Source organism: Mycobacterium sp. (assembly GCF_047975165.1).
Lineage (GTDB): Bacteria > Actinomycetota > Actinomycetes > Mycobacteriales > Mycobacteriaceae > Mycobacterium.
The window spans coordinates 34,743-53,571 of sequence record NZ_JBKECZ010000101.1 but is presented as its reverse complement, the minus strand read 5'-3'; the positions used below and the strand labels follow the sequence as shown (position 1 = coordinate 53,571).

Annotated in this window: 16 protein-coding genes; 5 read left to right on the top strand and 11 right to left on the bottom strand. The window is 67.1% G+C overall.

Annotated elements, in window-relative coordinates; translation table 11 throughout:
* Positions 1 to 229: 229 nt before the first annotated feature.
* From ACK5M9_RS11150 to ACK5M9_RS11130, 5 genes are all read right to left on the bottom strand, one after another.
* Entirely contained in the window at positions 230 to 706 is a 477-nt protein-coding gene (locus tag ACK5M9_RS11150; protein ID WP_416893232.1) for a DUF4395 domain-containing protein, read from the bottom strand.
* A 9-nt stretch (positions 707 to 715) separates the two neighbouring features.
* Positions 716 to 1,153, bottom strand: coding sequence for a thioredoxin family protein (locus ACK5M9_RS11145; RefSeq protein WP_416893231.1), 438 nt, complete (start codon positions 1,151 to 1,153; stop codon positions 716 to 718).
* 36 nt (positions 1,154 to 1,189) lie between these two features.
* Positions 1,190 to 1,897: a serine O-acetyltransferase gene (gene cysE / locus ACK5M9_RS11140; protein ID WP_416893230.1), complete on the bottom strand. Its 708-nt coding sequence runs from the start codon at positions 1,895 to 1,897 to the stop codon at positions 1,190 to 1,192.
* A 10-nt stretch (positions 1,898 to 1,907) separates the two neighbouring features.
* The gene (gene cysK / locus ACK5M9_RS11135) at positions 1,908 to 2,840 is read right to left on the bottom strand and encodes a cysteine synthase A (protein WP_416893229.1); all 933 of its coding nucleotides are present in this window, start codon (positions 2,838 to 2,840) and stop codon (positions 1,908 to 1,910) included.
* A 303-nt stretch (positions 2,841 to 3,143) separates the two neighbouring features.
* Positions 3,144 to 4,787 (bottom strand): NAD-dependent malic enzyme, encoded by a 1,644-nt coding sequence (locus ACK5M9_RS11130; RefSeq protein ID WP_416893228.1) that lies wholly within the window; start codon positions 4,785 to 4,787, stop codon positions 3,144 to 3,146.
* A gap of 55 nt (positions 4,788 to 4,842) precedes the next feature.
* Here ACK5M9_RS11130 and ACK5M9_RS11125 point away from each other — a divergent pair, with 55 nt between their 5' ends.
* A complete protein-coding gene (locus ACK5M9_RS11125) occupies positions 4,843 to 5,337 on the top strand; it encodes an LppP/LprE family lipoprotein (RefSeq protein WP_416893227.1) in 495 nt (164 codons plus the stop codon).
* Between the two features lie 14 nt (positions 5,338 to 5,351).
* On the opposite strand, the gene ACK5M9_RS11120 is transcribed toward ACK5M9_RS11125, so the two are convergent.
* Positions 5,352 to 7,277, bottom strand: coding sequence for an acyl-CoA dehydrogenase (locus tag ACK5M9_RS11120; RefSeq protein ID WP_416893226.1), 1,926 nt, complete (start codon positions 7,275 to 7,277; stop codon positions 5,352 to 5,354).
* Between the two features lie 76 nt (positions 7,278 to 7,353).
* On the opposite strand from ACK5M9_RS11120, the gene ACK5M9_RS11115 reads away from it, so the two are divergent.
* Entirely contained in the window at positions 7,354 to 8,514 is a 1,161-nt protein-coding gene (locus ACK5M9_RS11115) for an esterase-like activity of phytase family protein (protein WP_416893225.1), read from the top strand.
* A 74-nt stretch (positions 8,515 to 8,588) separates the two neighbouring features.
* Here the strand turns inward: ACK5M9_RS11115 and ACK5M9_RS11110 are convergent, their stop codons facing one another.
* Together ACK5M9_RS11110 and ACK5M9_RS11105 are read right to left on the bottom strand one after the other, a co-directional pair.
* The gene (locus ACK5M9_RS11110; RefSeq protein ID WP_416893224.1) at positions 8,589 to 10,745 is read right to left on the bottom strand and encodes an ATP-binding cassette domain-containing protein; all 2,157 of its coding nucleotides are present in this window, start codon (positions 10,743 to 10,745) and stop codon (positions 8,589 to 8,591) included.
* Complete coding sequence (locus tag ACK5M9_RS11105; RefSeq protein ID WP_416893223.1) at positions 10,693 to 11,187, bottom strand: MarR family winged helix-turn-helix transcriptional regulator; 495 nt, start codon at positions 11,185 to 11,187, stop codon at positions 10,693 to 10,695. Before ACK5M9_RS11105 ends, ACK5M9_RS11110 begins: the two co-directional genes overlap by 53 nt.
* A gap of 195 nt (positions 11,188 to 11,382) precedes the next feature.
* On the opposite strand from ACK5M9_RS11105, the gene ACK5M9_RS11100 reads away from it, so the two are divergent.
* From ACK5M9_RS11100 to ACK5M9_RS11090, 3 genes are read left to right on the top strand one after another with little or no spacing between them, the layout of a single operon-like run.
* Positions 11,383 to 13,365 carry an ATP-binding cassette domain-containing protein gene (locus ACK5M9_RS11100; RefSeq protein ID WP_416893236.1) on the top strand — a complete coding sequence of 661 codons (1,983 nt, stop codon included), beginning with the start codon at positions 11,383 to 11,385 and terminating at the stop codon, positions 13,363 to 13,365.
* Complete coding sequence (locus tag ACK5M9_RS11095) at positions 13,362 to 14,216, top strand: CbiQ family ECF transporter T component (RefSeq protein ID WP_416893222.1); 855 nt, start codon at positions 13,362 to 13,364, stop codon at positions 14,214 to 14,216. Before ACK5M9_RS11100 ends, ACK5M9_RS11095 begins: the two co-directional genes overlap by 4 nt.
* A gap of 46 nt (positions 14,217 to 14,262) precedes the next feature.
* Complete coding sequence (locus ACK5M9_RS11090; protein ID WP_416893221.1) at positions 14,263 to 15,717, top strand: amino acid permease; 1,455 nt, start codon at positions 14,263 to 14,265, stop codon at positions 15,715 to 15,717.
* Between the two features lie 69 nt (positions 15,718 to 15,786).
* On the opposite strand, the gene ACK5M9_RS11085 is transcribed toward ACK5M9_RS11090, so the two are convergent.
* The 3 genes from ACK5M9_RS11085 to ACK5M9_RS11075 are packed head-to-tail and all read right to left on the bottom strand — an operon-like array spanning position 15,787 to position 18,816.
* Positions 15,787 to 17,103 (bottom strand): extracellular solute-binding protein, encoded by a 1,317-nt coding sequence (locus tag ACK5M9_RS11085; RefSeq protein WP_416893220.1) that lies wholly within the window; start codon positions 17,101 to 17,103, stop codon positions 15,787 to 15,789.
* A complete protein-coding gene (locus ACK5M9_RS11080; RefSeq protein ID WP_416893219.1) occupies positions 17,100 to 17,957 on the bottom strand; it encodes a carbohydrate ABC transporter permease in 858 nt (285 codons plus the stop codon). Before ACK5M9_RS11080 ends, ACK5M9_RS11085 begins: the two co-directional genes overlap by 4 nt.
* Complete coding sequence (locus tag ACK5M9_RS11075; protein WP_416893218.1) at positions 17,944 to 18,816, bottom strand: carbohydrate ABC transporter permease; 873 nt, start codon at positions 18,814 to 18,816, stop codon at positions 17,944 to 17,946. Before ACK5M9_RS11075 ends, ACK5M9_RS11080 begins: the two co-directional genes overlap by 14 nt.
* Positions 18,817 to 18,829 lie beyond the last annotated feature (13 nt).

The following is an 18,829-nucleotide window of genomic DNA, read 5'->3' as shown; positions in this document are numbered from 1 at the left end:
CCGAAGGGTTGTAGGTTCGAGTCCTACCGGGGGAGCGCAGCCGGTCTGATTCCGTTGACCCTGCGCTGACGGCGCGACCTACTCGCACGAATGCGCCACAGACGCAGAATCAATGCCGCTGCCGTGTCCCCTGAACTTTCACTCTGCGCACAGGGCGCGGTCTACTCGCACGAATGCGCCGCAGACGCAGAGTCAATGTCACTGCGAGTTCAGGGTCACCGTGCACGGGTCAGCGGGCAGGGTTGGCGCGGCGGAATCTTGCGACCAGCGGGTACAGCCGGCAGCCGAGACAGATGCCGAAAGCCGCGTTGAGGAATGCCGCGAACAGTGCGAAGGACGTGGCGATAACGCCAAGCAGCCAGAGTCCGGTCCCGAAGCCGACGACTCCAACGACCGCGAACACCAGCCCGACCAGCTGGGCGAATTTGAGCGGCTGCACTGGTTCGCGCTCCGCGACCGGGCCCAGCCTGGGCGCGATCAGTTTTGCGAAAATCAGCCCGTAGGGGCTGTTGCGCGGCCCACGCACGGCGCTGATGGCAAAGATCGCGGCTTGGGCGGCAAGGATTGTCGCCGCAGTGACCGGGCTGACGGCGGAAACCGCCAGGGCCGCGGCAAGAACACCGGTGGTGATCCATGCCGCGAACCGGGGACCCCGGACATCAACCTGCTCGATACCGGATGGTGTGATCGATTTCCCGGTGCCCATCGCTTGCGCCTAGATCCTTTCCGGAGTCAATAGCGGTTGGAGTGCCGCATGCAGGTCAGCTGCCTTTGGCACGCCTGCGCTGCGGAACTTCTGCCCGCCGGCCGCATCGAAGATGAATGTGGTGGGCAAAGACAGCACGGACAATCGTCTGGCGGCGGCCGGGTTGGTGTCGATGTCCAGCTCTACATGTGCCACATCGGGCAACGCCGCGCACACTTGGTCGACGACCCGGCGTACCGCGTCGCACGGTCCGCACCACACCGCGCCGAAATGCAAAACGGTGGGCCCCGTCCGGGAAAGGCCCAGGTCCGAATGATCGTGGGCGGGCAGGGAGGGGACGGTCGATACGCGCAATACCCCCGAGCGGCGATTGGTCGCACACCCGAAAACGCACGCCGTCCCCAACGCCACGACGATGGCGATCACGGCGATCATGCCTGAAGTCACGGTTGCACCAACACTTTCCCTTAGTCGACGATTCCCCTAGATGGAGAAATCCTCTCCGTGCCACACACCTGCCTCGGGTGGCCGGATGACCCGGTCGGATCCGGCAACGCCCTGGCTGCCGTTGCGAGTTGCGGGATCCCGGGACTCGAGTCGGGCCACCCGGGTCAGTAGTGACTTCAGGCTGACACCGACCAGGTCGGGCAGTCTGGACTCGTCCTCGCCGGCGGGCCCCGGGTGGCTTACGACCTGCCCGGGCACCCCGACGACCACGGCGCTCGCCGGAACTTCCTTGACCACGACGGAGTTGGCGCCGATGCGGCTGTCGTCGCCGAGCTTGATCGGTCCGAGAATCTTGGCGCCGGCGCCGATGATCACCCGGTCTCCGACGGTGGGGTGTCGTTTGCCCCGGTCCCGGCCGGTGCCGCCCAAGGTGACGCCGTGGAAGATGGTCACGTCTTCGCCGACTTCGGCGGTTTCCCCGATCACTACACCGGTCGCGTGATCGATGAACAGCCCGTGCCTCAGCGTGGCCCCGGGATGGATGTCCACGCCGGTCAGGATGCGGGTGACCTCGGCGAGTGCCCGCGCGATCAGTCGCAGGCCGCGGCGCCACAGCCAGTGGCTGATCCGATGGCCCCAGACCGCGTGTACCCCCGGGTAGCAGAAGACGACTTCGAGCGCGGTCGGGTTGGCCGGGTCGCGCTGCCTGGCCACCTGAATGTCGCGCCGAATCGTCGTGAGCATGGGGTAGTCGCTAGTCGCTGAGATGGGAGAACAGGACGGTGCTGAGATAGCGCTCGCCGAACGACGGCAAAACGACGACGACGAGCTTCCCGGCGTTCTCCGGCCGGCGGGCCACCTGCACCGCGGCCGACACGGCCGCACCCGAGGAGATACCGACCAGCAGGCCCTCCTCGCGGGCCAGGCGCCGGGCGACGTCGAGTGAATCCTCGTTGCTGACGGCGACGACCTCGTCGACCAGATTCATGTCGAGCACCGGGGGAATGAACCCGGCCCCGAGGCCCTGGATCAGGTGCGGCCCTTTCTGGCCGCCCGACAGGACCGCTGAGTCCGCCGGCTCCACCGCGACGAACTTGGCCGACGGCTTGCGTTCCTTTATTACCTGCGCGACACCGGTAATGGTGCCCCCGGTGCCCACCCCCGACACGAAGAAGTCGATCTTGCCGTCGGTGTCCCGCCACACCTCCTCGGCGGTGGTGGCGGCGTGCACGGCGGGGTTGGCGGGGTTCTCGAACTGCTGCGGCATGAAGTAGCGGTCGTCGCTGTTGACCAGTTCCTCGGCTTTGGCGATCGCGCCGGCCATGCCCTCCGGCCCGGGAGTCAAGATCAGTTCCGCACCGTAGGCGCGCAGCAGCATCCGCCGCTCGATGCTCATCGTCTCGGGCATTGTCAGCACGCACTTGTAGCCGCGTGCGGCACACACCATGGCCAGCGCGATACCGGTGTTTCCGCTGGTCGGTTCCACCACGGTGGTGTCCGGTTTGATCAGCCCGGCCTGCTCCGCGGCATCGATCATGGCCACCCCGATGCGGTCTTTCACGCTGCCCGCCGGGTTGAAGGATTCCAGCTTGGCGACGACGTCGGCCACGGCGCCGTCGGTGACCCGGCGTAGCCGGACGAGCGGCGTGTTTCCGATCAGCTGGGTGACGTTCTCCGCGATGGTCATACACATTCTCCAACGATGTCGGTGCAGTTCTATTCCGCCGACGCCCCTCGCGGCGGGAGGCTGGCTGCAGGGGCCGGGGGGGCAGGGGCGTGCCGACTACCTGGCAGTCAGCCGGCGTCGCGAATCAACAGGAACAACAACAGTCCACGGCAAAACAGCGCGTACGGACAAGGCGCAGCTGGACGGCCGGTTGCATACGTTCACTATAAAGCACCGGTGGAAACGGCAGCGCCGGGAGAATTCGGGTCGTCACCGCGGAAAATTCGGCTAGGTCCGTCTGCGTCGAGGGCGTCCTGGAAGGCCTCAGTCGTACACCGGGGACCACATCGCGTCACTCACCGCTTGGGCAACGTCGCCATGTGTTTTGGTCGCCACCCCGTCGGCAACGGCGGCATGGTAGACGGCCGCGGCGACCTCGGCCGATATCTTCCGGAGATTGGACACATCCGGCAGCAGCGAATCGCCCGGGGATTGGGGGTCTGCTTGTTCGGCAAGGGCTTTCGCGGATGCGAGCAACATCCCCTCGGTGAGGCGCCGGGCACCGGCGACGATGATGCCCAGCCCGATACCGGGGAATACCAGTACGTTGTTGGCCTGGCCGATGGTGTAGGTGGTGCCCCGGAGGTCGACGGGCGCCACCGGGCTGCCCGTGGCCACCAGCGCCATACCGCCCGACCACTCCAATAGGTCCGACGGAACACCCTCCATGCGCGAGGTCGGGTTGGACAGCGGGAATATCAGCGGCCGCTCGCAGGATGCCCGCATCGCCTCTACGACCCGGCGGTCGAACGCGCCGGCCACCGCCGAACAGCCGAGCAGGACTGTCGGTGAGGCCAGCCAGATGGTGTCGGCCAACCCGACCCGTTCGTCGGCAGCCGCCCCCACGGCCTCGCGATTCTTCGCGTAGGGCCGTTGGAAGTCGCGTAGGTCTTCCATGTCGTCGAACAGCAGGCCCTGGCGGTCGACGGGCCAGATCTGGGCGCAGGCCTGCTCGCTGGTGGCGCCGTCGGCGATCATGGCGTCGCGGATCTGGTCGGCGACCCCGAGTCCGGCGGTACCGGCTCCGAAGACCACGATGCGCTGGTCGCGCAGCGGGATCCCGCTGACTTTGGATCCGCCGTAGACCGCCGCCAGGACGACCGCGCCGGTGCCTTGCATATCGTCGTTGAATACGCAGTGATCGGGGCCGTAGGTGGCGAGAATCTGGCGTGCGTTGGCCGGCCCGAAATCCTCGAAATGCAAAATCGCGTTGGGAAACATCCGGTGGGCGGTTTTCACGAACCTGTCGATGAAGTCGAAATATTCGTCGCCGCGCCGGCGCTGATGCCGGTTGCCCAGGTAGAAGGGATCGTGCAGGAGCTGTTCGTTGTCGGTGCCGACATCCAGGGACACCGGCAGCGTGCGCCGCGGACAGATCCCGCCGCCGGCGGTGTAGAGGGCCAATTTGCCGACGGTGATCTGGATTCCACCCACGCCCCAATCGCCGATGCCCAGGATGGCCTCGGCGTCGGTGCACACGATGAGGTCGATGTCCTCCGGACCCTGGCCGAGCGTCTCGAAGGCTGCGGCGATGTCGTCGGGTTGGTCGATACTCAGGAACAGGCCGCGTTGCCCCCGGTACTCGTCGGAGAACCGCTGGATCGCCTCGCCGACGGTCGGGGTGTAGACCACCGGCATCAGCTCGGGCAGATGATCGCTGAGCACTTTGAAATACAGAATCTCGTGCCGGTAGTGCAGTTGTTCGAGCAGTAGATTCCGTCCCAGATCGGTTGCCATGCTCTGCAATTGACGCCATACCCGTTCCGCCTGCTGTTCGAGACTGAAGACCGCCGAGGGCAGCCTGCCGATCAGCCCGAGCTTTCGCCGCTGTTCGTGAGTGAAACCTACCCCGCGGTTGAGGCTCGGCGTGGCCAGCGTGTTGGGGACGTGCGGGGTGCTCTCGGTCATGGTGATCTCCGTCCGTTGCGGGGGTGCCAGGCCACGGTATCGCTAGGCTCGGGTGATGATGGGCCGGTGGTTGGCGGTGCTGGTGCTGGTGGCGGGTTTGGCGACGGTCGGCTGTTCGTCGAAATCGTCTACGCCGGCGCCGGCGAAGCGAGCCAGTTGCGAGCAGACCGACGGTCCCAGTGACGCTACGGTGCGCAGGGCGATCGCCTCGGTTCCGGTCGTGGTCCCCGGTGCGCGAACGGTGGAGATCGCGCGGGGGCACACCCGCAACTGCCGGCTGTACTGGGTGCAGGTCATTCCGACGATCGCCTCCGAATCGACACCGCAGCAGGTGCTGTTCTTCGACCGCAACACCCCGTTGGGTCCGGCCACCCCGCAGCCCAGGCCCTACGTCGCCGTGCTGCCTGCGGGGCAGGACACGGTGACCATCCAATACCGTTGGCGCAGGGGCAATGACAAGGAGTGCTGCCCGTCGGGCAGCGGTACCGTGAAGTTCGAGATCGGACCCGACGGAAAGCTGAAAGCACTGGGTCCCATCCCTTCGGGCTAGCTGCCGCCGGTCGGCTACTCTGGGCGCAGCATCTCGGCGTCGCGCAGCTGCTCGGGGATGCCGAATCCGTCGATCAGGGTCTCGGCGTGCGGGCGCAGTACGCGGCAGCGCTCATTGATGGCGTGGGTGACCGCCTTGGCGCGTTCTGTCGACAGGTGCCGGTGCTCGACGAACCAGGCTTTGTCGTCTTCGATCACCGACAGCGCATACAGGTCGCACACCAGTTCCAGCAGAACCCGCGCCTTGTGGTCGGTGCATGACGCGATCCCGGCGACGAACGCCTCCAGCACCACCCGGTCGATGTGCGCCTGGGCAGCATGAAGCATATGGTCCTGCACCGCGTTGAAAGCAGTGAAAGCCGACATCTCCTTGGATTTGGATTGCAGCCGGCGTGCGGCCGAAGTCAGGAGGCCGTCCTCGCGGTCTTCGAACATCTTGACTTGGGTCCCGCGGTTGAACAGGCTGCCTTCCTCGTCGTTGTCCTGGCGCGCGTCGATGATCCGCTGCATGATCTGCTCGGCAGCGGTGCGCTTCTGGACGCGGCCGCGGACCGAATGGGCGGCGAACCGCACCCAATCCACGGTGTTCATGGCCTTGATGTCGTCGGAGTAGGAGGTGAGCAGGCCTTTGGCCACCACCTGCATCAGCACATGGTTGTCGCCCTCGAAGGTGGTGAACACGTCGGTATCCGCGCGCAGCGCGATCAGCCGGTTCGAGGCCAGGTATCCCGCGCCGCCGCAGGCTTCCCGGGACTCCTGGATGGCCCGCGAGGCGTGCCAGCTGATGGTGGCTTTCAGGCCGGCGGCCCGAGCCTCGAGCTCACGCTGCTCCATGGCGTCGACCACGGCGGAGGTTTGCAGATCATGGCACCTGGACACCAGCTCGTTCTGCGCGAACTGCAGTGCGTAGGACCGCGCGATCAGTGGGAGCAACCTGCGCTGGTGCACCAGGTAGTCCATGAGCAGTACTTCGTCGGAATCCGGATTCGCCCGGAACTGCTTGCGTTGCAGTGCATATCGAGTGGCGATATCCAAGGCCAGCCGGGCGGCGGCACCGGCGCTGCCGCCGACGGTGACGCGGCCCCGGATCAGTGTGCCGATCATGGTGAAAAACCGGCGGTTGGGGTTGTCGATCGGTGAACTGTAGGTGCCGTCCGGTGCTACATCGCCGAACTGGTTGAGTAGGTTCACCCGCGGAACCCGCACGTGGTCGAACATGATGCGCCCGTTGTCGACACCGGGCAGCCCGCCCTTGTACAGGCAGTCCGATGTGGTGACCCCCGGCAGGTCGTTGCCGTCCTCGTCGCGTATGGGCACCAGCACGCAATGCACTCCGTGGTTGACGGGTTCGCCGTTCTCGGTGGTGATCAGCTGCGCGAAGACGGCAGCGATCTTTGCCGCTTGCGCGGCACCGCCGAGGTAGTCCTTGCGGGATGACGGTGTGGGGGAATGCACCTCGAACTCTTCGGTTTCCGCGTCGTAGATCGCCGTCGTCTCCAGGCCCTGGACGTTGCTGCCGTGTCCGGTCTCGGTCATCGCGAAACAACCCAGCAGTTTGAGCGTGATGATGTCCCGCATGTACGTCGCGTGACGTTCGGTGCCCAGGTTCTCGACGGTTCCACCGAACAGCCCCCACTGCACCCCGGCCTTGACCATCAGCGACAGATCCGACATCGCCAGCATCTCGATCATGCTGATGGCGGCGCCGACGTTGCCGGTCCCCCCGTGTTCCTTGCGGAATCCCTCGTCGGAGACACCGGCCGCCGCGATGACATGCAATTGTTCGGTCACTTTGGCGCGGGCGGCCGCGGTGTCCGGTGTGTAGTGGGGGAGGAACATCTCCTGGCTGAGTTTGCTTCGGGTGTGGTTCTTCACATCGCGCCACCGACCGTCCAGTGTGTCGCGCAGGTGATCGGCGGTTGTCTTGGTGTCCGGAGCCATGCCCAGACTTTAGCCCGCTGGTCGCTTTGCCGGAACAGCTCGATTACCGCCGGCCGATCGCCTACGTTTTCGGGGTATGGGTTCGAATACCGGCCGGTGGTGGGGACGGCGGGCAGCTGCGTTGCTGTTGACGCTGTGCCTCTGCGGGTGTGCGACCGGTCATCCGGTCGTCGATATCTCGGTACTGCGACGCGGGCCGCTGTTGACCTACCTCGGTCAGCGACAGCTGGAATTCGGTGCCACGCTGGATGGTACGGCGATCGGCGGCCTGTCCGGCATCAGCTACGACGCTGGACGGCGGATCTACTATGCCATCAGCGACGATCGCTCCAAGATAGGTCCGGCGCGGTTCTATGATGTGCGAATTACTTTGTCCGACAGCGGAATCGAAAGCGTCGACGTTGTCGCCGCACATCCGTTGCTGGATGCGGGCGGGCACCCGTTCGGTTCCCTCGACAGGCGGTCCGTCCCGCCGGTGGTGCCGCCGGACCCCGAGGGGATTGCGTTCGACGCGACCAGACAGCGTCTCTACTGGAGTTCGGAGGGGGAGCGGCTCACCGACGGCGACCCGGTGCTGGCGGACCCGTCGGTGGGTATCGCCGGACTCGACGGCGGCTATTTGGGTCGATTCGATGTGCCCGCCGACCTGAAGATGTCCACACAGCGAACCGGACCCCGCCGGAACAAGGCCCTGGAGGGGCTGACGCTGACGCCGGGCGGCGCAGCGGTGTTCGCCGCGATGGAGGGACCGGGCTATAACGACGGACGGAAGTCCAACGGCGCAGATCCGGTGTTGACCCGGATCACCCGGTTCGATGCCGCGACCGGTGCAGCCACCGCGCAGTACGTCTACCCGATGGAGCCGCCCGGTCCGGGCGCCGGCCACAACGGAGTCCCTGACCTGGTGGCGTTGTCCGACACCGGGTTTCTGGTTTTGGAACGGTCCAGCGCGATGCCCCCGGTGATTCGCATCTATCGGGCCGATATCGGTGCCGCCAGCAATATCCTGGACATGCCGTCGACGCAGGGGGCTGCGCTGAAACCGATGCGCAAGTCACTTGCCATCGACCTGTCGCAGGTGATGGCGGGTTCGGCGGACCTCGCCGACCCGCTGGACAATGTCGAAGGCATCACGCTGGGTCCGAAACTGCCCGATGGCCGTCAATCGGTGGTGCTGGTCAGCGACGACAATTTCTCGCCGATCCAAACAACGCAGTTCCTGCTGCTGGCGATGTAGCTCGGTTGATCCGGCCCCGGTTGGTCCGGCCCCGGTTGGTCCGGCCCCGGGCGATCCGGCCCCGGTTGGTCCGGCTATGCCTCGGGACGCACCGGCGTGCGCAACCGGTACCGCACGAACCCGGCCCACAGCGCGCCGAGTGCCGCAAGGGCCACCATGTCGAACACCCACCACCCCGCGTAGTGGGTCCACAATGCGTTGTCCGCGGCCAGATCGTCCACCCTGCGCAGGTTTGCGGTCGAGGCCGCGGCCGCAAAACCCCATTGGGCGGGGACCAGCCAGGACAGCTGGTCGTATCCCCAGGTGCCGACCAGCGACACCAGACCGCCGGCAAACAGCAGCGAGGCCAGGACCGCCGGCACCGCCAGCGGCAGGACCGCCCGCATCGACGTACCCAGCGAGGACAACGCCAGTCCGAGGATCGCATGGACGACGGCTGTCGCGGACACACTGGCGTATAACTCCGCGTCGGCGTTGCCGAGCAGCACCGCGCCGTACTCGGGTCCGCCCTTGCCGGCGATCACAACGGCGGTGAGGATCGCCGCCTGCAGGGCCGCGACCGTTCCGAACACGGCCGTCTTCGCCAGCAGATAGGCAGTTGCGGACAACCCGATCGACTGATCGCGCCGAAAAATCCTGCGTTCGGCGACCACCGCGCCGACGGTTGCGGTGATGCCCATGAGTACGGCGGCGAAATTGAGTGCGGCCAGGATCTCCAGTGCTTCGTGGGGGTTGGCCGACGACGGCTCGGGCCGGCCCAGCCCCGAGCTTCCCGGGATCAGCAGTGTCAGCGCACCCAGTGCGAACGGGAGCAGCAGCAGCACCGAGGAAACGGGATTGGCCAGCAGTAACCGGACCTGCCGGCGGACAGCCCAACGGAACTGCCCGGCGAAGGAGAGGAAGGCCGGCGGTTGTCCCGGCTGGGCTGCCGATGCCCGGGGCGGCGGGATCGGAATCTGCTGGCGCGCCCGCAATGTGCGGTGAACGCCGCGCGGGTCGTTGCTGATCCGGGCGAATATCTCCGACCACTCGGTGGTCCCCAGCGCCGTCTGTAGATGGGAAGGCCGGCCCGCGAAAGCCAACCGGCCGGCGGGGGTGAGCAGGAGCACCTGGTCGCAGGTGTTCACCGAATCGAGGAACCCCGCCGACGTACCGGTCACCACCACGACGCAGCCTAGGTCGGCCTGCAGCCGCAACAGCCCCATGATGTGGTTCTGTTGTTCGGGGTCGAGTCCCGCAACCGGGTCCTCGACCACCAATAGCGATGGCCTGGAAAGCAATTCGACTGCCAGCGAAACGCACCGGCGTAGGCCGGGCGGCAATCCGGCGGTCCGGGTCTTGCGGTGCGGGGTCAACGCGAGTTCGTCGAGAATCTGGTCGACCACCCGGTTGCGGTTCTCGGCGGAGGTGCCGGGTGGCAGCCGGAGCTCGGCTGCGAACTCCAGGGTGCGCTGAACGCTCAGTCGCGGGTGCACCCGATCGTCGTCCCGGACCACACCGATGCTCATCCGCGTCACCGCGGGCTGGGAGTAGACGTCGTCGCCGTCCACCGTCCAGGTGCCCGACGTCGGATGGCCGGTTCCGGCGAGCAGGCCGGTCAGGGCGCGATTGTGGGCCGGTGACGGGCCGGTGACCGCGATCAGTGAACCGGGCTGCGCGCTGAACGAGATGTCGGTCAGCACCGGGTTGCCGTCGGCGGTGAGTCCGAGGGCGGTGGCCGCCACTCCCGTCGTGCGTGCCCCGGGTCGCAGCGGCAGCCGGCCGGTTTGGGGTGTGTGGCGGATGGCCTCGGTGGCGGCGGACGCCGGTGTCGCGTTGACGGAAATGCGTTCGGTGCGCGGCGCGGGGGCGGTGCCCTCGGCGCCTACCCGGAAGGTCAGCCGGGGTCCGCGGGCGGGATCGCCGATGACGATCGTCTGACCGTCCCGGATGTCGACGGTCGAGTTTCGCCGGCCGTCGGCGTAGAGGCCTCGCCGGCTCCGGTCGACGGCCAGCCAATGCGTGCCGGCGAACCGCAGTACCAGGTCGGGGACGGCGGGGGATCCGTCGGCGGCCGTCTCCCCGGGTTCGGGGGGGTCCAGCCGGATGTCGCAGCGACCGCCGCGACCCACGATCACGTCGCGGCCGGGTGCGAATACGTAGCGCGTGGGCCCGGCCCATACGGTCAGGGGGAAGGGGTCAGGAATCGTCGCCACCTCCGAATTTTCTGCGGGGCGGTGCGGGCGCCGCATTGTGCAGAAGTCTGCCCAACACCCCGACGGCCTCGGTGAGGATCCGGCGCTCGGCCGGTTCCAGCAGCGCCAATTGCGGTTCGATTGCCGAGGCGCGGTCCCGGCGCACCGCGTTGAGCGCGCGCAGACCCTCGGGTGTGATCCTGATTCGCACCGCTCGCGCATCGGCGGGGTCGGCGGTACGCGTCACCAGTCCGGCGTCTTCGAGCCGGCGGACCTGCGTGGTCATGGTCGGCTGGGAACAATGGTCGACGGCGGCCAGGTCGCCGATCCGCGCCTCGCCGTGGGCCTCGATGGTGGCCAGCAGGCGCGCCTGCGCTGCCGGCAGCGGCATCTGGATCCGCTGGGTGGCATACCGGTTGAGCCGCGCGACCACGGCGAGTAGATCGGCGCCGAGGCCGTGCGGGCCCTCGGGGTCGCCTGCCGCATCGGATGGGGCCATGTGTCCATGGTTGCATAGCTTTACTATGTGGGGCCAGTTCCGGTAGGTGTCGCCACGAGCGGCGGTACCGCCATGGTCGGCATCGGCCCAGCGGTGTGCCCTGGCACAATCGGTTGAGTGACATCGTCGGGCCTGCCGCCTTCGCGCCCCCGGGGCGGACCTCTGCGACCGGGTGAATTGGCGCAGGCCTCGGTGATGGCCGCGCTGTGCGCGGTGACCGCGATCATCTCGGTCGTGGTGCCGTTTGCCGGTGGCGTTGGCCTGCTCGGCACCGTACCGGCGGGCCTGCTGGCATACCGCTACCGCTTTCGCGTTCTGATCGCCATGACCGTAGCCGCCGGGATGATCGCCTTCCTGATCGCGGGCATGGGCGCGTTCATGGGCGTTGTCCAAAGCGCCTACATCGGCGGGCTGACCGGGGTGGTCAAGCGCAAGGGCCGGGGAACGCCGACCGTCGTGGTCGCTTCCCTGATCGCAGGTGTGATTTTCGCGGCGGCAAATGTCGGCGCGCTGATGGCGTTGACGCGCCTGCGGCACCTGATGCGCGATGCCATCACCGCGAACGTGGACGGGCTCGCGTCGTTTCTGAGCCGCAGCGGTCTGCCCGCCGTCGGCTCCGGGCTCAATGGCGGTTTCACCTGGTCACTGCTTCACTGGCAGGTCGTCATGCTCGCCATCGTCACTGTCGGGGTCACCGTCACGTCGCTGGTGGGCTGGTGGGTGCTGTCCCGCCTGCTCGAACGGATGCGCGGTGTTCCCGACGTCCACAAACTGGATGCGCCCGCCGGCGATCACGACGACGCCGCCGCTATCGGGCCGGTGCCGGTGCGATTGGACGACGTCCGGTTCCGCTACCCGGGCGGCGCCCAGGACGCGCTGCGCGAGCTGAGCATGGAGCTTGACAGTGGCGAACACGTGGCGATCACTGGCGCCAACGGTTCCGGGAAGACGACGCTGATGCTGATCCTGGCGGGCCGGGAGCCGAGTTCGGGTGACGTGCACCGACCGGGCCGGGTGGGCCTGGGCAAGCCCGGGGGCACGGCGGTCGTCCTGCAGCACCCGGAAAGTCAGGTGCTGGGAACCCGCGTCGCCGACGACGTGGTGTGGGGTTTGCCCCCCGGTACCCGGACCGACGTGGCCGCGTTGCTGGCCGAGGTCGGCCTGGAGAACCTGGCCGAACGTGACACCGGCAGCCTGTCCGGCGGCGAGCTGCAGCGACTCGCGCTGGCCGCGGCCATGGCCCGCGAGCCGGCGATACTCATCGCCGACGAAGTCACCTCCATGGTCGACCAGCAGGGCCGGGAAGGGTTGCTCGGCGTGCTGTCCAGCCTGACCAAACGGCACCGGACGGCCCTGGTGCACATCACCCACTACGGCAACGAAGCCGAGTCCGCCGACCGGGTGATCAGACTCAGCGACTCGCCGGACAACACCGGCATGGCCCACCGGGATCCGGTATCGCGACAACCAGCCGCCGGACGCGGGGTCGCCGGCGCGCCGGCACTCGAACTCGTCGGCGTGGGCCACGAATACGGCGTCGGCACCCCGTGGGCTAAGACCGCACTGCGCGACATCAACTTTGTCGTGCACCAGGGCGATGGTGTGCTGATCCACGGCGGCAACGGTTCCGGCAAGTCGACGCTGGCGTGGATCATGGCCGGGCTGGCCACACCCACCAGCGGCACCTGCCTGCTGGACGGGCGGCCGACCCACGAGCAGGTCGGTGCGGTCGCACTGTCATTCCAGGCGGCCCGCCTGCAGCTCATGCGCAGCCGCGTCGACCTGGAAGTGGCTTCGGCGGCGGGGTTTTCACCCCGGGAATCCGACCGCGTGATCGCCGCGCTCGGTGTCGTCGGGCTCGATCCCGCCATGGCCACCCGCAACATCGACCAACTCAGTGGCGGTCAGATGCGTCGGGTGGTGCTGGCCGGCCTGCTCGCCTGTTCGCCCAGGGCATTGATCCTGGACGAGCCGCTGGCCGGCCTGGACGCGGACAGCCAGGCGGGGCTGCTGCTTCTGCTGGCAGACCTGCGCCGGGAACGGGGCTTAACAGTCGTGGTCATTTCCCACGATGCAGCAGGCATGGAAGCGTTGTGTCCGCGCACCTTCCACCTGCGCGACGGTGTGCTGGAATCGGCTTCGGTGACTGCCGCGGGCGGATCGGGGATGGCGTCGTGACGGTGACGTCGAACTCCGCGCCGGGAAAGGCACGCAAGCCCGGGCGTCCGGTGGTGCTGCTTGTTCCGGTGCCGGGAGGGTCTCCCATCCACGACTTGTGGGCGGGCACCAAGCTGCTGGTGGTATTCGGAATTTCGGCTCTGCTGGCGTTCTACCCGGGCTGGGCCACCATCGGCTGCACCTCGGCGCTGGTGGCGGCTGCGGTCTGGATCGCCCGCATTCCCCGGGGGGCACTGCCGTCGATACCGCGCTGGCTGTGGATCGTGTTGGCGCTCGGTGGTTTCACCGCCGCATTGGCCGGCGGCAGCCCACAGGTCGTGGTCGGTGGCGTCGAGTTGGGGCTTGGCGGCTTCCTGCATTTCCTGCGGATCACCATGCTGACCCTGGTGTTGCTGGGATTGGGTGCGCTGGTGTCCTTCACCACCAATATTGCCGAAATCGGTCCTGCGGTGGCGACTTTGGGGAAGCCGCTGCGGCTGTTGCGGATCCCGGTCGATGAGTGGGCGGTGGCGCTCGCGCTGGCGTTACGCGCCTTCCCGATGCTGGTCGACGAATTCCAGGTGCTCAACGCCGCGCGCCGGCTACGGCCCAAACGGATCCCGAAGGGCCGCAAGGAAAGGCGTCGGCAGCGCAGGCAGGAGTTCATCGACCTGGTGGCTGCCGCCATCACCGTGACGCTTCGGCGCGGCGATGAGATGGGCGATGCGATCACCGCCCGCGGCGGCACCGGCCAACTTTCGGCGAACCCGCGGCGGCCGGGCCGCCGCGACTGGGTGGCGCTGGGGATCGCCGCGGCGATCTGCGGTGCCGGTGCCGCGATGCAGACGCTGTTGTGGGCGTCGATGTCCTGATCGCGGCTTATTCGTCATTGGCGGGTTCCACCGACGGGAGGTGAAGTTGGCGGCTACTTCGCGCGGACTGAAAGAGCAGCTGCTGCGCCGCCGTCCGGTCAGTGGCGCGCCCGTTGCGCACGGAGCCGATACCGGCCTCAGGCGCAGCCTCGGCACGTTTGAACTCACCATGTTCGGGGTGGGGTCGACGGTCGGCACCGGCATCTTCTTCGTGCTGTCCCAAGCGGTGCCCGAGGCGGGTCCGGCGGTGATGGTCTCGTTCGTCATCGCCGGTGTCGCCGCCGGGCTCGCTGCCCTGTGCTATGCCGAATTGTCCTCGGCGGTACCCGTTTCGGGGTCGGCATACTCCTACGCCTACACCACCATGGGAGAGGCGGTCGCGATGGTGGTGGCCGCCTGCCTGCTGCTGGAATACGGGGTCGCCACCGGCGCGGTGGCGGTCGGGTGGAGCGGGTATCTCAACAAGTTGCTGTTCAACGTGTCCGGAGTCGAGTTGCCGCCCGCATTGTCCTCGGCCCCCTGGGGCACGGCGTCCGACGGACTCGCGCACGGCTGGGTGAATCTGCCGGCGGTCATCCTGATCGCCATGTGCGCGGTTCTGCTGATCCGCGGCGTCGGCGAATCGGCGAAAGTCAACGCCGTGATGGTGCTGATCAAGCTCGGTGTGCTCGGCATGTTCGCCGTGGTCGCGTTCACCGCCTTCGACGATGCCCGCTTCGAGGACTTCGCCCCCTTCGGGGTTGCCGGCATCGGCTCGGCCGCCGGCACGATCTTCTTCTCGTTCATCGGACTGGATGCGGTATCGACGGCCGGCGACGAGGTCAAGGACCCGCAGCGGACCATGCCGCGGGCGGTGATGTTCGCGCTGATCATCGTCACCGGGGTGTACCTGCTGGTCGCGCTGGCAGCCCTGGGCACCCAACCCTGGCAGGACTTCGGCGCACAGGACAACGCGGGGCTGGCCACGATTCTGGAGAACGTCGCCGGTGGCACGTGGGCCGGTACGATCCTGGCCGCCGGCGCGGTGATCTCGATCTTCACGGTCACCCTGGTCACCCTGTACAGCATGACCAGGATCCTGTTCGCGATGGGCCGCGACGGGCTGCTGCCGCGCCGGTTCGCAATGGTGAATCCGGCGACGATGACGCCGGTGAACAACACGGTGACCGTCGGGGTCGCCGCGTCGTTGCTGGCCGCCCTGGTCCCGCTGGACGGCCTGGCGGACATGGTTTCCATCGGGACGCTCACCGCGTTTATCGTGGTGTCGATCGGGGTGATCATTCTGCGGGTGCGTGAGCCGGAATTGCGCCGCGGCTTCCGGGTGCCCGGCTATCCGGTGACACCTGTGCTGTCGGTACTGGCCTGCGGGTACATCCTGGCCGGCTTGCACTGGTACACCTGGGTGACCTTCGCCGGTTGGATCGCGGTCGCATTGACGTACTACCTGTTGTGGGGCCGGCGGCACAGCGCACTGAACTCCACGAACGCGGTGCCGGGGTAATCGCAGCCCCCTGCCCCCTGCCCCTTGCCCCTTGCCCCTTGCCCCTTGCCCCCTGCCCGCTTGGCCGAACTACTGGCCGGCGGCGGCATTGGCTGCCTGCTGGGCCTGCCTCAGTGTGGCGGCGATATCGGCCCGACCGAGAAACATTTCGTCGAAATAGGGGTGCAGCGCCTCGTTCCCGGCGGCAAACCCGGCGCCGCCCGGGGCCGCGATGCGCGGTCCGTTCAGTACCGAGAAGAACGGCGTGACGTCTACGCCGTTGGCTTTCCAGTGTGCGAAATACCCGGCCTGGGCCGAACGCGCCGCGGGGATGGCGATACCTTCGCGGCCGAGGTAGGCGTTGCCCGCGCCGCTGCCCAGCCAGGCCAGCACCTGGCGAACCGCTTCGGGATGTCTGGACGCCGCGTTACCTGCCGCAGCAATGCCATTGGTGACACTGACCCGCCCCGCCGGGCCTTTGGGCATCATGGCGATACCCCAGCGGAATGTGGCGTCCCGGGCCACCGCGGCCAGGTTGTAGGTGCCGGACTGGAATAGTGCCATCTTGCCGGCCAGGAACTGGTTGCGGGAGAAGTCGCCGTTGAAGTTGGTGTCGGAGGCCGGCGGTGCGACATGGTCGTCGTTGATCAGGTCGACGAGATATCGAAAGGCTTGCAGTGCTCCGGGGTTGTCGAACGCGAATTGCCCGTCCCGCTGGAATACTCCGCCCGCCGACCCGATGTAATTGAGGTAGATGCCTTGCGGATCGTTCGCGGCGTTGTAGCCCCACTGGCGGACTCGCCGGAAGTCGAAATCCGCTGTGTCCGCCCGATGTCCGTCGGCATCGACGGTGAGTTCGGCCAGGGCCCGACGCAGTGTGTCGTCGCCTCCGGGGTCCCACCGCAGGGTGTCGAGTTCGCTGGGATCGATCCCGGCCGCTGCCAGCAGGTCGGCGTTGTAGAACACCGCGATTCCGGCATCGGTCAGCTGCGGCACTGCCCACAGCGTTCCGTTGCGGGTGAACTGCTCGACGACGGCCGGCTCCCAGTCCGTATCGGGCGCATCGATTTTCATCAGCCGACCACTATCGGCGTAAGGGTCGAGATAGGCATTGGACAGCCAGAAGATGTCGTCTGCGCTGCCACCGGCAACATCGGTGCGCAGGGTGTTGAAATAGTTGGAGAAGGCGACCATGTTGGTGCGGATCTCGATGTCGGGGTGGGTGCGGTTGAACGCCTCGAACGACGCCCGATAGGCCACCGCAATGGGTTCGGCCCACAGCCGAACCGTCACCACGATCCTGCCGTCGTCGCCGGAGCGGCCCATCAGTGTCGCGGTGGCGACCAGCAGTGTGGCGACCACGACGAGTGCGACGGCAACCAGTGTCGAGCGACGGGGCGGGCTCACTTCAGCCCCGAGACGAGGATCGACGAGACGATGTGACGCTGGAACACCGCGAACAACGCGACAAGCGGCACGATCGCCATCGTCGTGGCCGCCATCACCAGTGTCCATTGCGAGTTGAACCGGGATTGAAGGTCCGCGGTTGCCACCGTGAGCACCCGCCACCTGTGGCCACTGGTGATGACCAGCGGCCACATGAAATTGTTCCACTGCGAGACCACGGTGATCATCGTCAGCGTGGCCAGGGTCGGCCTGCTGGACGGGACGATCACGTGTACCAGCACGTCCAGGGTATTGGCGCCGTCGAGGTGTGCGGCATTGACGAGATCGTCGGGGATGAGGCGAAAGTGCTCGCGCAGCAGGAAAATCGCGTACGGCGAACCGAACATGAACGGGATCACCAACGCCCAGAACGTATTGCGCAGACCCATCTGGGCCATCATCAGATACAGCGGTACCACCGTTACGGTCCCCGGCACCATCAGTGTCGCGACATAGACCCAGAACAGGGTGTCGCGTCCGGGAAAGTGCAGTCGCGCGAACGCGTAGGCGGCCAGGACCGAGAAGGTCAGCTGACCCAGCAGGATCACCGCCGTCATCAAGGCGGTCACCGCGGCCGCGCGGCCGAATCCGCTGCCGATCAGGTCGGTGTAGTTCGACAGTGTGGCGGGATCCGGCAACTGCAGCGGTGAACCCGTGGCGAACTGGTGGGCCGAGGTGAACGAGGTCAACAGGCCGAGGGCGAACGGCGCCAGGGTGATCAGTGCACCGAGCAGCAGACCTGCGTAGATCAGGGCGGTCGACGTCCCGGGTGACGTCGGTCCTGGCGTCCCGGGTGAGGTCTCAGGTGAGGTCATAGCTGATCCGCTTACGGAAGTACATCTGCTGGGCGAGGGTGACCCCGACGAGGATGACGAACAGCATCACCGCCATCGCCGAGGCGCGGCCAATGGCCGCCGCGCCGAACGCTTCGGTATAGATCTGGTGGGCAACGAGGTTGGTGCGCTGTTGTGGTCCGCCACCGGTGAGTGCATACACGGTGTCGAAGACTTGTGCGGCACTGACTATTCCGGTGGTCAGAACGAAGAACATCGTTGGCCGGAGCATGGGAAGGGTGATACGCCAGAAGCGCTGCCAGGCATTGGCGCCGTCGATGCGCGCCGCGTTGTGGACGTCGTTCGGGATGGCCAGCAGCCCGGCCAGGAAGATCAGTGCCACATAGCCGACATTGGTCCAGACGACCACGGCCGATACCACCGGCAGGGCCAGGCCGGGGTCGGTCAGCCATTCGATGCGTCGCCCCAGCAATGTGCTGACCGCGCCGTCGGTGGGGGCCAGGATCCAGCGCCACAGCACCGCGATCGCCAGCGGGGCGCAGATCCAGGGCAGCACATACACGGTGCGGAACAGGCCGGTCCCGGGGAGTTTCCGGGCGAGCATCGATGCGGCCAGTAATCCAAGGGCCGTCTGGACCGGGACCACGAGCGCCACGAAGAATGCGGTGACGGCCAGCGAGTTTGCAAAGTCGCCGTCGCGCAAGACCGAGCGCCAGTTGTCCAAGCCGACGTAGTGCAGCGGCCCCAGCAGATCCCACCGGTACAGGCTGAGCCAGACCACGACCAGGATCGGCAGCAGCAGAAAGGTGACGACGCCGAAGAGGCTGGGCGCCAGGAGGGCATACGCCAGCGCCGTCGATCGGCGGTGCGCGTCGGGCATGACTGTATTAAAG